This window comes from Brevundimonas diminuta (assembly GCF_039673845.1).
Classification (GTDB): domain Bacteria; phylum Pseudomonadota; class Alphaproteobacteria; order Caulobacterales; family Caulobacteraceae; genus Brevundimonas; species Brevundimonas diminuta_E.
Window position 1 is genome coordinate 33,939 of sequence record NZ_JBDJMK010000011.1, and the last position, 13,911, is coordinate 47,849.

At 68.5% G+C, this 13,911-nt stretch carries 12 protein-coding genes; 10 read left to right on the plus strand and 2 right to left on the minus strand.

Translation table 11 applies throughout. From position 1 onward, the window contains the following. Positions 1-235: 235 nt before the first annotated feature. The 5 genes from ABE454_RS13005 (at position 236) to ABE454_RS13025 (ending at position 5,944) form a co-directional block, all read left to right on the plus strand. Entirely contained in the window at positions 236-2,773 is a 2,538-nt protein-coding gene (locus tag ABE454_RS13005) for a helicase-related protein (protein ID WP_346532282.1), read from the plus strand. Continuing rightward, complete coding sequence (locus ABE454_RS13010; protein ID WP_346532284.1) at positions 2,770-3,075, plus strand: RNA-binding S4 domain-containing protein; 306 nt, start codon at positions 2,770-2,772, stop codon at positions 3,073-3,075. The genes ABE454_RS13005 and ABE454_RS13010 overlap by 4 nt, the downstream gene beginning before the upstream one ends. A 127-nt stretch (positions 3,076-3,202) precedes the next feature. Then, positions 3,203-3,544: a ferredoxin FdxA gene (fdxA, locus tag ABE454_RS13015; protein ID WP_003166185.1), complete on the plus strand. Its 342-nt coding sequence runs from the start codon at positions 3,203-3,205 to the stop codon at positions 3,542-3,544. A gap of 306 nt (positions 3,545-3,850) precedes the next feature. Further along, complete coding sequence (locus ABE454_RS13020) at positions 3,851-4,390, plus strand: CarD family transcriptional regulator (RefSeq protein WP_291778987.1); 540 nt, start codon at positions 3,851-3,853, stop codon at positions 4,388-4,390. 312 nt (positions 4,391-4,702) lie between these two features. Continuing rightward, positions 4,703-5,944, plus strand: coding sequence for a benzoate/H(+) symporter BenE family transporter (locus tag ABE454_RS13025; RefSeq protein ID WP_346532286.1), 1,242 nt, complete (start codon positions 4,703-4,705; stop codon positions 5,942-5,944). A gap of 53 nt (positions 5,945-5,997) precedes the next feature. Here the strand turns inward: ABE454_RS13025 and ABE454_RS13030 are convergent, their stop codons facing one another. Next, positions 5,998-6,483, minus strand: a complete 486-nt coding sequence (locus ABE454_RS13030; protein ID WP_346532287.1) for a DUF3617 domain-containing protein — start codon at positions 6,481-6,483, stop codon at positions 5,998-6,000. Positions 6,484-6,731: 248 nt separating this feature from the next. Between ABE454_RS13030 and rpmB the strand changes: the two genes are divergently transcribed. Further along, positions 6,732-7,028 carry a 50S ribosomal protein L28 gene (gene rpmB / locus ABE454_RS13035; RefSeq protein ID WP_291778975.1) on the plus strand — a complete coding sequence of 99 codons (297 nt, stop codon included), beginning with the start codon at positions 6,732-6,734 and terminating at the stop codon, positions 7,026-7,028. Between the two features lie 300 nt (positions 7,029-7,328). Then, positions 7,329-9,035: a M1 family metallopeptidase gene (locus ABE454_RS13040; protein ID WP_346532289.1), complete on the plus strand. Its 1,707-nt coding sequence runs from the start codon at positions 7,329-7,331 to the stop codon at positions 9,033-9,035. A 3-nt stretch (positions 9,036-9,038) separates the two neighbouring features. Here the strand turns inward: ABE454_RS13040 and hemA are convergent, their stop codons facing one another. After that, complete coding sequence (gene hemA, locus ABE454_RS13045) at positions 9,039-10,286, minus strand: 5-aminolevulinate synthase (protein ID WP_346532291.1); 1,248 nt, start codon at positions 10,284-10,286, stop codon at positions 9,039-9,041. 115 nt (positions 10,287-10,401) lie between these two features. On the opposite strand from hemA, the gene ABE454_RS13050 reads away from it, so the two are divergent. The 3 genes from ABE454_RS13050 (at position 10,402) to ABE454_RS13060 (ending at position 13,903) form a co-directional block, all read left to right on the plus strand. Then, positions 10,402-11,892 (plus strand): PLP-dependent aminotransferase family protein, encoded by a 1,491-nt coding sequence (locus ABE454_RS13050; protein ID WP_346532293.1) that lies wholly within the window; start codon positions 10,402-10,404, stop codon positions 11,890-11,892. Between the two features lie 116 nt (positions 11,893-12,008). Further along, complete coding sequence (alr, locus tag ABE454_RS13055) at positions 12,009-13,145, plus strand: alanine racemase (RefSeq protein WP_346532295.1); 1,137 nt, start codon at positions 12,009-12,011, stop codon at positions 13,143-13,145. Then, complete coding sequence (locus ABE454_RS13060) at positions 13,142-13,903, plus strand: YggS family pyridoxal phosphate-dependent enzyme (protein ID WP_346532297.1); 762 nt, start codon at positions 13,142-13,144, stop codon at positions 13,901-13,903. Before alr ends, ABE454_RS13060 begins: the two co-directional genes overlap by 4 nt. Positions 13,904-13,911: the final 8 nt, after the last annotated feature.

The window sequence follows — 13,911 nt, forward strand, 5'->3', positions numbered from 1 at the left end:
ATTCTGCCGAAGGGGCGACACAAGGAAGCCTGCCGCCTTGTGGTTAACGGCCGTTAAGCTACTATAGCTGGTATGGAACAAAACCTGAATCGAGCGGTGTCGCTGATTCGGTCATGATTCGTTTCGCCCGTGTTCCAGAGGCAGGTAAGGTTCCGCTTACCCTTTCGCCTTCACCTGCATCCTGATCGGCGCGGCGCTTGTGAAAACGAGCGGGGTTCGCCACCTTGGACGGGTCATGAGCGACCGTTCCGCAGGCATGGCTCCTTCGCGCGTCACGGCGATCCTGGGGCCCACCAACACCGGCAAGACCCATCTGGCGGTCGAACGGATGCTGGGTCACGCCTCGGGCATGATCGGCCTGCCGCTGCGGCTGCTGGCGCGCGAGATCTATGAGCGGATCGTCAAGCGGCGCGGGGCGGCCTCAGTCGCCCTGATCACCGGCGAGGAAAAGATCGTCCCGCCGCGCCCGGCCTATTTCGTCTGCACGGTCGAGGCCATGCCGCTGGAGCGGTCGGTCGATTTTCTGGCCGTGGACGAGATCCAGCTGGTCGCCGATCCCGAGCGCGGCCACGTCTTCACCCAGAGGCTGCTGCACGCGCGCGGCCGGTTCGAGACCATGTTCCTGGGCGCCGGGACGATGGCGCCGCTGATGCGGGCGCTGGTTCCGGATGCGGAGATCGTCACCCGCGACCGGCTGTCGACGCTGAGCTACGCCGGATCGAAGAAGCTGACCCGCCTGCCCCGGCGCAGCGCCGTCGTCGCCTTCTCGACCGAGCAGGTCTACGCCATCGCCGAACTGCTGCGCCGTCAGAGGGGCGGGGCGGCGGTGGTCATGGGCTCGCTCAGCCCCCGCACCCGCAACGCCCAGGTCGAGCTGTTCCAGTCGGGCGAGGTGGATTTTCTGGTCGCGACCGACGCCATCGGCATGGGGCTGAACATGGACGTGGACCATGTGGCCTTCGCCGGTTTGAGGAAGTTCGACGGGCGGCGCACCCGCTGGCTGCACGCCGCGGAGATCGGCCAGATCGCCGGGCGGGCGGGACGGCACCTGCGCGACGGAACCTTCGGCGTCACCGGCGAGGCCGAGGAACTGGACGAGGATCTGGTCGAACAGGTGATCGAGCACCGCTTCGACCCGGTCGAGGCGGCCGAATGGCGCAGCGGGCGGCTGGATTTCGACACCCTGCCCGACCTGTTGCGGTCTCTGACGGTGACGCCGGATCGGCACGGGCTGCGGCTGACGGCGCAGGCGCTGGACGAGACCCTGCTGCGGCGCTTTGCGGTCGATGAGGATGTCAGGAAGATCGCCCGCTCGCGCGGCGCCCTGATGCGGCTGTGGGAGGCGTGCCAGCTGCCCGACTTCCAGAAGACGACGCTGGACGAACACGCCCGTCTGTCGAAGGAGATCTTCACCGCTCTAACCAGCCGTCGCGGGCGGTTGACCGAGGACTGGGTGGCGCCGCGCTTCAATGATCTGGATCGCGACGACGGGCAGATCGACCAGCTGTCGGCGCGGCTGTCGGGGGTGCGGACCCTCAGCTACATCGCCAACCGGCCGGACTGGATGGCGGGAGCGCAGGAGTGGCGCGACCGGACCAAGGCGCTGGAGGAACGGCTCAGCGACGTGCTGCACGAACGGCTGACGGCGCGCTTCGTCGACCGGCGCACGGCGGCGCTGATGCGGGCGCTGAACGTGCGGTCCGATGTGTTGGCGGGCGTGGCCGACGACGGCGAGGTCACGGTCGAGGGCGAGGTGGTCGGCCATCTGGACGGGGTGTGCTTCACCGTCGATGCGGGCGGATCGGCGCTGGCCGACCGGGCGCTGAGGCAGGCGGCGACGCGCGCCGTGGGGCCGGAGGTGGCGCGGCGGCTGGGGCGGTTGGCGGCGGATGAGGACGCGGCCTTTGCCGTCACGCCCGACGGCGGGGTGCTGTGGCATGGCGCCCTGACCGGGCGGATCGTCAATGAAGACCCCTTCTCGCCGCGCGTGCGGTTGCTGGGGGAACTGGGGCCGGTCCCGGCGCGCGAGCGGGCCGAGCGGCGCATGGAGGCGTGGCTGGCGGCCGAGGCCGGACGGGCGCTGAAACCGCTGAAACGACTGCGCCATGCGATCGAGAGCGGCGCCCTGACCGGCCTGCCGCGCGGGCTGGCCTTCCGCCTGGTCGAGGCGGGCGGCCTGATCCCCCGGCGCGAGGTCGAGCGCGATCTGGCGGCCCTGAGCCAGCATGAGCGGCGCACGCTGAAGACCTTCGCCATCCGGGTCGGCGCCCATTCGGTGTGGCTGCCCGGCGTGATGAAGCCGCGCGGCGCGGCCCTGTCGCAGGCCTTCCTGCCGCGCGAGATGACGAAGGGACTGGCGGGCGAGAGCCTGGCGCCCCTGCCGGAACCGCCGCCGTCGGCGCGGGTGCTGGCGGCGTTCGGGCGGCGGGCGGTCGGGCGCTGGACCGCGCCGGTCGAGGCGCTGGAGACCTTCGCCGAGGCCCAGCGCGCGGCGGGCAAGGCGCCCTTGCCGGATGAAGCGCTGAACGCTCTGGGCTGGACGGCGGATCAGGCCAAGGCGATCCACGCCGCTCTGCGCACCCCGCGCGCCGAGCAGGCGCCACGCGGGGGCAGACCGACGCCGCCGCCGAAGGACTCGCCCTTCGCCGCCCTGGCGCAGTTGACCCAGCCGCCGCGCCCCGCGCCCTCCGACAACGCCAAGACCGCGCGCAGACCGCGGCGTCGGCCGCGCAGAGCAGCCGCCCGTTCGACCGCCTCCAAGCCCGCCGAATGAGCGTCGAGAGCTGCCGGATCGATGTCTGGCTGTGGCGGGCGCGCTTTGCAAAGACGCGCAGTCTGGCGGCCCTCATGGTCGAGAAGGGCGCCGTGCGCCTGACGCACAACGGCGCCCAGACGCGTCTCGACAAGCCCAGCCGCAGCGTCCACCCGGGCGATGAAATCCTGTTCGTCCAGAACGGCCGCGTGACCGCCGTGCGCGTGCTGGGTCTGGGCGAGCGGCGCGGCGCGGCGCAGCAGGCGCGCCTGCTCTATGAAGCCTCGCCCCCGCCCGCGCAGGATGACGGGCCCACGCCCTAGCCGCTGAAAATCCGTGCGGAAACGCCACAGGGCGATCACGCCTTGTCCGCGTCGGTTGACAGTCAGGCCCGGCGGGGCCATTTGCCCGCCCTCGACTTCCTTGCTGCCACAGGCCCGCCCGAACGCCATGACCTACATCGTCACCGACGCCTGCGTGAAATGTAAGTTCATGGACTGTGTCGAGGTGTGTCCGGTCGACTGCTTCTATGAGGGCGAGAACTTCCTGGTCATCGCGCCCGACGAATGCATCGACTGCGGCGTGTGCGAGCCGGAATGCCCCGTCGACGCCATCGTCCCCGACACCGAGGACGAGCCGGACGGCAAGTGGCTGCAGGTCAACGCCGAATACGCCAAGGTCTGGCCGAACATCACGGTCAAGGGCGTGCCCCCGGCGGATCGCGAACAGTATGAGCGCGAAACCGGCAAGTTCGAGAAGTATTTCAGCCCGAAGCCGGGCAAAGGCTCCTAAGAAACCGCCACATTGCAGTCACAATGTGCCAGTCGTCGCCGACGGCCCTGTGGATGTTTTGAGATTTCCTAATTTTATGATAGGTTCCTCCCTATTCGAGACGGGCGGTTCCGCAGTTATGCGCGCCGCCCGCATTTGCGACAGAACCCCGCCGCAAGACGGGGTCGGCCAGAGGTTCGGTGATCCGTTTTCGCGTCTGACAGTGCGATCTTCCGCTCAACCGACGGGCCAATGGCTCGGCGGCGGGGCGGTTTTCACTGTTTGCGCGGCGGCGAAGCCCCTCTTCTGGTCCGGGAAAGGAACGACATGACGAGCAAGACCGGTCTGGAATTCAAGGTTGGCGATGCGGTGGTCTATCCCGCCCACGGCGTCGGCAAGGTCGCCGCGATCGAGACTCAGGAAGTCGCCGGCATGGCGCTTGAGGTCTACGTCGTGACCTTCGAGCACGAAAAAATGACCCTGCGCGTCCCGACCAAAAAGGCCAAGACCGCCGGTCTGCGCACCCTGGCCGCCGACGACACCGTGTCCAAGGCCCTGACGACCCTGAAGGGCCGCGCCCGCGTCAAGCGCACCATGTGGTCGCGCCGCGCCCAGGAGTATGAAGCCAAGATCAACTCGGGCGACCTGATCTCCATCGCCGAAGTGGTCCGCGACCTGCACCGCGCCGAGACCCAGCCGGAACAGTCCTATTCCGAGCGCCAGCTCTATGAATCGGCTCTGGACCGCATGGCCCGCGAAGTCGCCGCCGCCAACAAGATCGACAAGGACGCCGCCATGGCCCTGCTGGGCAAGTCGCTCAGCGCCAAGAAGCCCGTCCCCTCGGCCGCCGAGGCCGAAGCCGCCTGATTTCAGGCGCGATGGCGAACCGATAAAAGGCCCGGCGGCGACGCCGGGCCTTTTTCATGGGTTGGTGTCCGTTGGGTGTGACGGGCGTATGAGCCAACAGCAGCGTCAAGCACACGCTTGAACGTCAGGGCGCACAGTCTGAAGCCAAAGCACTGGGTCCCGGCGTCCGCCGGGATGAGCGGGGATTTAACGGACGCGCATAAACGGCTGGCGAAACGGAATGGTCTGCTCAAATACGTCTGAATGGACAGGCTGAACCGGCCATTGATCCTCTAGGAGCGCGCGCATCGTCGTTCGCAGAGGCTCGGCCCCATGTCCATACCCGCCCCCTCTCCATCCCTGCGGTGGAGCGATCTGCTGCATCCGGTCGTGGCCGGTCTGATCTCGGTCATCGTCAACTATGGCGGGACCTTCATTCTGGTGTTTCAGGCGGCCAGGGTCGCGGGGCTCAGCCCCGAGCTGACCGCATCCTGGGTCTGGTCGATCTCCATTGGCGTGGGGACGACGGGGCTGTGGCTGAGCTGGCGGTACAAGGCGCCGATCATCACTGCATGGTCGACGCCCGCGGCGGCCTTTCTGGTCACGGCGCTGGCCGCCACGTCCTATGCCGAGGCGATCGGCGCCTATCTGATTTCGGCGGCGGCCTTCGTGGTTCTGGGCCTGTCGGGCGGGTTCGACAGGGTGATCCGCCTGATCCCGCCCGCCATCGCCGCCGCCCTGCTGGCGGGGATACTGCTGCCGTTCGGGGTTCAGGCCTTCGGCGGCGTGGGCGTCGATCCCCTGCTGGCGGGTCTGCTGATCGGGACCTACGTCGTGCTGAAGCGGTTCACGGCGCGCTATGCCGTGGTGGGCATACTGGTGCTGGGGCTGGGCTTTCTGCTGATGCAGGGGCGGGTCGAGCTGACGGGGCTGGAGCTGAAGCTGGCCGCGCCCGTCTTCACCATGCCCGCCTTCTCGTTCAAGGCGCTGCTGAGTCTGGCCATCCCGATGTTCCTGATCACCCTGACAGGCCAGTACATGCCGGGGATGCTGGTGCTGAGGAACGACGGCTATCAGGTCAGCGCCAGTCCACTGGTGACGGCGACGGGGCTGGGGTCGCTGCTGATGGCGCCCTTCGGCTCGCACGCCTTCAACGTGGCCGCCATCACCGCCGCCATCTGCACCGGCAAGGAGGCGCATGAAGACCCGTCCAGGCGCTGGATCGCGGGCGTGGCGGCGGGGGTGTTCTATATTCTGGTCGGGGTGTTCGGAGTGACGCTGGCGGCGGTCTTCATGGCCCTGCCCGCCGTCTTCATCACCACCCTGGCGGGACTGGCGCTGCTGGGCGCCATCGGCGGCAGTCTGGCGGGCGCCCTGAGCGAGCCTTCATCGCGTGAAGCCGCCCTGATCACCTTTCTGGCGGCGGCGGCCAACATCCAGCTGTTCGGAATCGGCGGGGCCTTCTGGGGGCTGGTGATCGGCCTGATCGCCTATGCGGCGCTGAACGGCGGCCTCGTCACATGGGCCAGAAGTCTGTTGTCCGGTCGGTTCACGCCGCAACGCCCGGCTGGCTGAGACAAAAAAGAGGCCGGGACGTCCATCCCGGCCTCTGCGCCTTTTCACGCGGATCAGAAATATTCCGCCCCGGCCGGGCACTGGGCGGCCAGACGGCGCGCCGTGATGCTGGCCGGAATATAGGGCGTGCCGCGCGCCAGCTGGGCGCCGCCGTTGAAGCGGAAGGCCTGCTCCTCATAGGTGCCGTTCAGGCGCACATTGATGCGGCGGCCCTTATGGTCCTGACAGCTGCCTTCAAAGCGGGCCTTGCCGTCGCCGACCTGACGGGTCGGATAGGTGCATTGCCATTTGCGCGTCGACAGGCCGCCGAAGAAGCGGTTGATCTCGCTGGGGCGCACGCATTTCTGCTCGGTGTCGCGCGAGCCCATGACGCTGGTGGTGTATTCCCAATAGCCGGGCAGGACTTCCGAGCGGGCGGCCGACTGGGCCTGCGGCGCCGAGGCGGGCGCGGCCAGCAGGGCGGCCCCGGCGACCACCGGGGCGGCGACCGCCATCAGGCGGGCGAAGGGGATCAAGGTCTTCATGGATTTGCCGTTCATGGGACTCATCATGGGTCTGCCTTATATAGTCATGGCTTGAACGACTGCTGAACGAAGGCGATCCCCTGCCTTCATAATGATTCCTAGCCTTCACAATGACTCTGTCGCCGGGGATGACGACTCCAGTCTTGACGCCCGGCGAGTCCTTCCTCTATACGGCCCCCTCTCGCACGGGCCCTTATCGTTCGCTGCGTCCCTGTTTCATGCGTCCGCACCGGTATGGCGGATGTGACCTTGAGGATCTTAAGATGTCGCGTCGCTGCGAACTCACCGGTATCGGCCCCATGGTCGGCAATCACGTGAGCCACTCCAACATCAAGACCAAGCGCCGCTTCCTGCCGTCGCTGAAGACGGTCAAGGTGCAATCGGATGCTCTGGGCCAAACCTTCTCGCTGCGTATCTCGAACGCTGCGCTGCGCACCCTCGACTTCAAGGGCGGCCTGGACGCCTTCATCGTCAAGGCCCGCGACGAGCAGCTGTCGACCGCCGCCCTGCGCATCAAGCGTCAGGTCCGCGCCAAGCTGGCCGAGCAAGCCGCCGCCTGATCGGCGTCGACTGACGGATTTTGAAGAGGCCGGTGGAAACACCGGCCTTTTTCTTTTTGGCTGAAGTAATGTTGAGCGTGGCCCCCTCCCGCTCATCCCGGCGGACGCCGGGATCCAGTGCTTTGGCTTCAAAGCGCCCAGCTCAAAGGTCATGTCGCTGGTTTGGCTCACTGACTGGGTCCCGGCGTCCGCCGGGATGAACAGGAATGAAGGGCGTGATCAACACCCAAGGTGAACTTCGCTTTTTCTTTTGAGCGCGCCCCCGCTACCCTCGCGGCCTGTGTTGCCGGAGTTCCTGTCTTGCGTCTTGTCGCCGCCCTTTGCCTGACCACGGCGCTGCTGTCGTCGCCCATTCTGACATCAAGGGCTTTGGCGCAGGAGACGCCACGCGAAACCTCCGCCTTCACCCTGTCCAGCGGCACGCCGCGTACGGCGGAGCAGTTGGCGCTGCGCTTCGACAAGGCGGGCCTGTCGTTCAGGCTGCTGCCTGAAACGCAATCGCTGGAAGGCGTCGCCGTCCTCGACTTCACCGCCACGGCGCCGACGACGGCGGTCGTGGTCGAGCTGGATGCAGTCTTCGCCATCGCCGCCATCACCGTGGACGGACGGGCGATCTCTGACTGGTCCAATCCCGAGGGGCGGTTGACCATCCCCCTGCCCCGTCCTCTGACGGCGGGCGAAGGCGTTTCCGTCCGCATCGCCTATTCCGGCCGCCCGCATCAGGCCAAGCGCGCGCCCTGGGACGGCGGCTTCGTCTGGACCACGACGCCCGACGGTCAGCCGTGGATCGCCAGCGCCGTTCAGGGGGAGGGCTGCGACCTGTTCTGGCCCTGCATCGACCACCCGCAGGGCGAGCCGGAGCGCGTCGATCTGCATATCACCATCCCCTCAAGCCTCAGCGCCCCCGCCAACGGCCGCTTTGTGGGCAAGGCTGACAACGGCGACGGCACGACCACCTGGAACTGGACCGCGCGCCAGCCCGACACCTACGCCATCAGCCTGAACGTCGGCCCCTATGTCGAGATGGCCGCCGATTATCAGAGCCGGTTCGGAAACGTGATTCCGTTGCGCTTCTGGCGGCTGGCCTCGGCCGATCCGACCAAGGCGCAGGCGCTGTTCGACGAGTTCCCGCAGATGCTCGACTTCTACGAAGCCAGCATCGGCCCCTTCCCCTTCGGCGACGAGAAGATGGGCGTGGTCGAGACCCCGCATCTGGGCATGGAGCACCAGACCATCAACGCCTACGGCAACGGCTACCGGCTGGACGGCAAGGGCTATGACTGGCTGCTGCACCACGAACTGGCGCACGAATGGTTCGGCAACCAGATGACCAACGCCGACTGGGACGACATGTGGCTGCACGAGGGATTCGGCACATACATGCAGCCGCTCTACGCCCGCTGGCTGAACGGCGAGCGGGCCATGCAGGCCGAACTGCACACCATGCGCCAGACGCTGGCCAACCGCTTTCCGGTCGTGTCGGGCCAGTCGCAGGACGCGGCGACGGTCTATGACGACAAGACCGGCCCGGCGCTGGATCTCTATTACAAGGGGGCGCTGATCGCCCACACCCTGCGCCTGCACATCGGCGACGACGCCTTCTATGAGAGCCTGCGCCGACTGGTCTATGGCCGCCCCGACCCGCAGCCGGGGAACTTCCGGCCGCGCTACGCCACGACGCCGGAGTATGTGGCCATCGTCAATGAGGTGACGGGCCGCGACATGGGCTGGTTCTTCGACGCCTACCTCTATCAGGCGGCCCTGCCCGATCTGGTCATGACGCAGCAGGGCGAGCAGGTGACGCTGGAGTGGAAGACCGGCGACGGCCGCCCCTTCCCCCTGCCGGTCGAGGTCGAGGTGGACGGCGTCCTGCGCGCTCTGCCCATGACCGACGGCCGCGCGACGTTTGAGGCGCCGCAGGATGCGCACATCCTGCTGGACCCCGGCTCAAAGGTCTTGAGACGGCTGGAGTATCTGGAGCGGTGGAAGGCCTCGAGCACCGACTGAGGCTCAGGCCGGTTCCAGCGTCCGCAGGGCCGCAGCCGAGAACCGGCGCCAGTCGGCGTTGTCGGCCCAGACGGCGGCCAGCGCCTCCAGCAGGTGATCCTCGTCGTCGTCGCTGTGCAGCGGCGTCGGCGTCACGCGTAACCGCTCGGTCCCGCGCGGCACGGTGGGGAAGTTGACCGGCTGGATATAGACGCCGTGCTCTTCCATCAGGGCGTCCGTCACCGCCCGCGCCGTGGCCGCGTCGCCGATCATCACCGGCAGGATATGGCTGGGGCTGGGCAGGACCGGCAGCCCCAGTCGCTGCATCCCCGCCTTGATCGAGGCGGCGCGCGCGGCCAGCGCCCTGCGCGGCGCGCCGTCGGCCTTCAGATGCCGCAAAGCCGCCCGCACCCCGGCCACCACCGAAGGCGGCAGGGCTGTGCTGAAGATGAAGCCCGGCGCGTGGCTGCGCACGAAATCGACCGCCGCCGCATCGCCCGCTACATAGCCGCCCATGGCGCCGAACCCCTTGCTGAGGGTGCCCTGGAACATGCTGATGCGATGCGACTGGCCGTCGCGTTCGGCCACGCCCGCGCCGCGCGCGCCGTACAGGCCCACGGCGTGCACCTCGTCCAGATAGGTGAAAGCCCCGTGCTTCTCCGCCACGTCGCAGAGGGCGGCGATGGGAGCGAAGTCGCCGTCCATTGAATAGCAGCTCTCGAAACAGACCAGCTTGGGCCGGTAGCGGCAGACCCCGCTCATCAGCCGGTCCAGATCGCGCCAGTCGTTGTGGGCGAAGATGTGCTTCTCCACGCCCGAGCGGCGCATCCCCTCGATCATCGAGGCGTGGTTCAGGGCGTCTGAAAAGATCACGGCGCCGGGCAGGCGCGACGCCAGCGTCGACAGGGCCGCATCATTGGCCGCATAGCCCGAGGTGAACAGCAGCGCCGCCTCCTTGCCGTGCAGATCGGCCAGATCGCGCTCCAGCAGGACATGTTCATGGCTGGTGCCCGAGATGTTGCGCGTCCCGCCCGCGCCCGCGCCATAGGTGTGGATCGCCCCTTGCGCCGCCTCGACCACCTCGGGGTGGACGCCCATCGACAGGTAGTCGTTCGAGCACCAGATGGTGATGGTCCGCCCGCGTCGGTGATCGCGCGCATAGGGGGTGTCGGGGGCCAGCCGCTCCAGATCGGCGAAGACGCGATAGCGGCCCTCCTGCTTCAGATCGTCCAGATCGCGGCTGAAGAAGTCGGCGAAATCGAAAGCGCCCATGACATCACATCCCATCACAGGACGGGCGGCGACATTGCCATCCCGCCGGGGGCGTGACACCTAACGCTGCATTGGCCGGATCATTCCCGCCACTTTGGAAAGAAGCCGCAGACCATTGCTGAAGCGCGCCCAGCTGGAATCCGTTCAGGCCTTCATGGACCACCCGGCCCAGTCCGGCCTGCCCCTGCACGCCCGCATCCAGCGCGCCGTGCGCCAGTTGATCGTCGAGCGGTCGCTGACGGCGGGGCGGCCCCTGCCCTCCTCGCGGACGCTGGCCCGATCGCTGGGCGTGTCGCGCGATACGGTCGAAACGGCCTATGCCCAGCTTCACGCCGAGGGCTTCATCGAGCGCCGCGTCGGCAGCGGCAGCTTCGTCTGCGAGCTGACCGAACTGGGCCTGAAGCGCGGCGTGCTGCGTCCGGCGGGCCGCCGCCCCGCCCTGCAACCGGCGACGGCGCCGACGCTGAGCAAACGCGGACAGGCGATGGCCGACAGCGGGGGTCTGCGCGACCCTTACGCCCCGCTGGCCTTTTCGCCCGGCGTGCCGGAGACGCGGCTGTTTCCCTGCGCACAATGGGACCGGCTGCACCGCCAGACCCTGCGCGAGGAAGGCGCCGCCGCCCTGCACCACGGCGACCCGCAGGGCCATCCGCGCCTGCGCCGCGCCATCGCCGGCTATGTGAACCTTGAGCGCGGGGCGCGGGCCGATCCTGACCAGATCCTGATCCTGACCAGTTCGCAGCAGGCCCTGTCCCTGTGCGCGCGGGTGCTGGCCGATCCCGGCGACGGCGTCTTCATCGAAGACCCGGCCTATCAGGGCGCCGCCAAGGCGCTGGATGCGGCGGGGCTGAAACGGTTGCCCGTGGCGGTCGACGCACAGGGGCTGCGGACCGACGACCTGCTGGCCCGGCGTGAGGACGGACGGGCGGTCTTCGTCACCCCCTCGCACCAGTTTCCGACCGGACGCACCCTGTCGTTGGACCGGCGACTGGCCCTGATCCAGTGGGCGACCGAGCATGACGCCTGGATTCTGGAAGACGATTACGACAGCGAGTTCCACTACGCCGGGCGGCCCACGGCCTGCGTTCAGGGTTTGGATCCGCATGACCGGACCCTCTATCTGGGCACCTTCACCAAGTCGCTGTTTCCGGGGCTGAGGCTGGCCTATCTGATCCTGCCGCGCCCGCTGGTCGAGCCGATGGTCGCGGCGCGCAGCCTGATGGACGGCTTCACCGCCTCAGTGGCCCAACTGACGCTGGCCCGCTTCATCGAGGACGGCCGGTTCGGCGCCTATGTCCGCACCATGCGCGGCGTCTATGCGGAACGGCTGGATGCGCTGGAGGCGGCGGTGACGGCGCGCCTGCCCCACGTCGTCACGCCCGACCGGCCCGCCGGAGGGCTGCAGATGCCCTGCTTCCTGAAGGACGGCTTTGACGAGGCCGAGACGGTGCGCGCGGCCCGGCGCGTCGGCGTCCACCTGACCGGCCTGACGCCCCTGCACGACGCGGGCGCGGGCCGTCCCGGCTGGCTGATGGGCTTCGCCGCCTCGACCCCGACCGAGATCGACGCCGCCGTCGACCGGCTGGCGAAGCTGTTCCCCGCGTGATCGACGCTTACAAAGCGGTCTGACGATCTGCGCCGACGTGGCGGGGAATGGCCGGTACAGCGCCGTCTAGGGTGCGGAGGTCGGCGGTCAGCCGACGCCGTGAAAGCTACCGTCCCTTGCCTGCCCTCGCCCTGTTCCCGACCGACCAGCCGGGCCGCCGATCCGACCACGGCGGCGGCCGGATTCGCGTGTCCCTCGGCGCCGTCGCCGCCAACTATCGCGCCATGTGCGATCAGGTCACGCCCGCCGCCTGCGCCGCCGTGGTCAAGGCCGACGCCTATGGTCTGGGCGCCGCCCGCATCGCGCCCGCCCTGTATGACGCCGGATGCCGCGCCTTCTTCGTCGCCCATCTGTTCGAGGCGGTGGACCTGCGCCGCGTCCTGCCCGCCGACGCCGAGCTGTTCGTGCTGAACGGTCTGGCGCCGGGCGCCGAATACGCCGCCCTCGCCGCCGGGGCCATCCCGGTGCTGAACAGCCGCGAGCAGATGCAGGGCTGGGCGCGTCTGGGCCGGGCCGTCGGGCGGCCGCTGGCGGGGGCGATCCAGTTCGACACCGGCATGTCGCGGCTGGGCCTGCCGCTAGAGGACGCCGCATGGACCTTCGACCCGGAAGGCCCCATCCGCTGGATCGAACCGCGCCTGATCCTCAGCCATCTGGCCGTCGCCGACACCCCCGGCCACGCGGGCAATGCGCGTCAGCGTCAGGCCTTCGAGCGCATTCTAGCCCACGCGCCGCAGGGCGTTGCGCGCTCGCTGGCCAATTCGGCCGGGTGCTGTCTGGGGCCTGACTATCACTATGACCTATGCCGGGTCGGGGCGGCCCTGTTCGGACTGGACGCCTCGCCTTCGGCCAATGCCATGCAGCCGGTGGTCGAGGTGACGGGCCGCGTCATCCAGACCCGCGCCGTGCCTGCAGGCGCGGGCGTCGGCTACGGCTGGGCCGTCACGGCGACCAAGGGAATGCGTCTGGCCACCATCGGCGTGGGCTATGCCGACGGCTGGCCGCGCCAGTTATCGGCCACCGGCGCCGCCGCATTCGAGGGGCGGTTGCTGCCCTTCGTCGGGCGCATCTCAATGGACAGTCTGGTCGTGGACGTCAGCGCCCTGCCGCCCGACGCGCTGAAGGCGGGCGATCAGGTCGAGTTGCTCGGTCCGAACCGCACGCCGGAACAACTGGCGCTGGACGGCGCGACCATCGACTATGAAGTCATCGCGCGGCTGGGCCGCCGTCTGTGTCGGGAGTATGTTTCGTGACCCTTTCGCCTGAAAACCTCGAACGCTTCGGGCCTGACCCGCGCGAGCGGTTCGCCGCCAATCTGGCGCTGGTTCATCGCCGCATCGCCGCCGCCTGCGAACAGGTGGGGCGGCCGATCGACAGCGTGCGCCTGTTGCCGATCACCAAGACGGTGCCGGCCGAGATTCTGCGCCTGGCCTGGGCGGCGGGCGTCACCGACTTCGGCGAGAACAAGCTGCAGGAGGCCCGCGACAAGGCCGAGGCCATGGCCGACCTGTCGATGCGCTGGCACGTCGTCGGCCACCTGCAATCGAACAAGGTCAAATACCTGACCCGTCTGGCGGACGAGTTCCATGCGCTGGACAGCCTCAAGCTGGCCGAGGTGCTGAACAAGCGGCTGGAGACCGACGGCCGCGACATGAAGGTCTATGTTCAGGTGAACACCTCGAGCGAGGAGAGCAAGTTCGGCCTGCACCCCGACGACGCGCTGGACTTCATCGCGCGGCTGGAGGCCTTCCCCCGGCTGAAGCCGCAGGGGCTGATGACGCTGGCCGTGTTCAGCGACGATCCCGACCGGGTGCGGCCCTGCTTCACCCTGCTGCGGTCCCTGCGCGACAGGGCCGAGCGCATCGATGCGCGCATCACCGGCCTTTCGATGGGCATGACCGGCGACTACGAGCTGGCCGTGCGCGAAGGCGCGACCGTGGTGCGGGTCGGACAGGCCATCTTCGGCCCGCGCCCGACGCCGAACGCCCACTACTGGCCCGGTCTGGCCTGAGCCAGTTG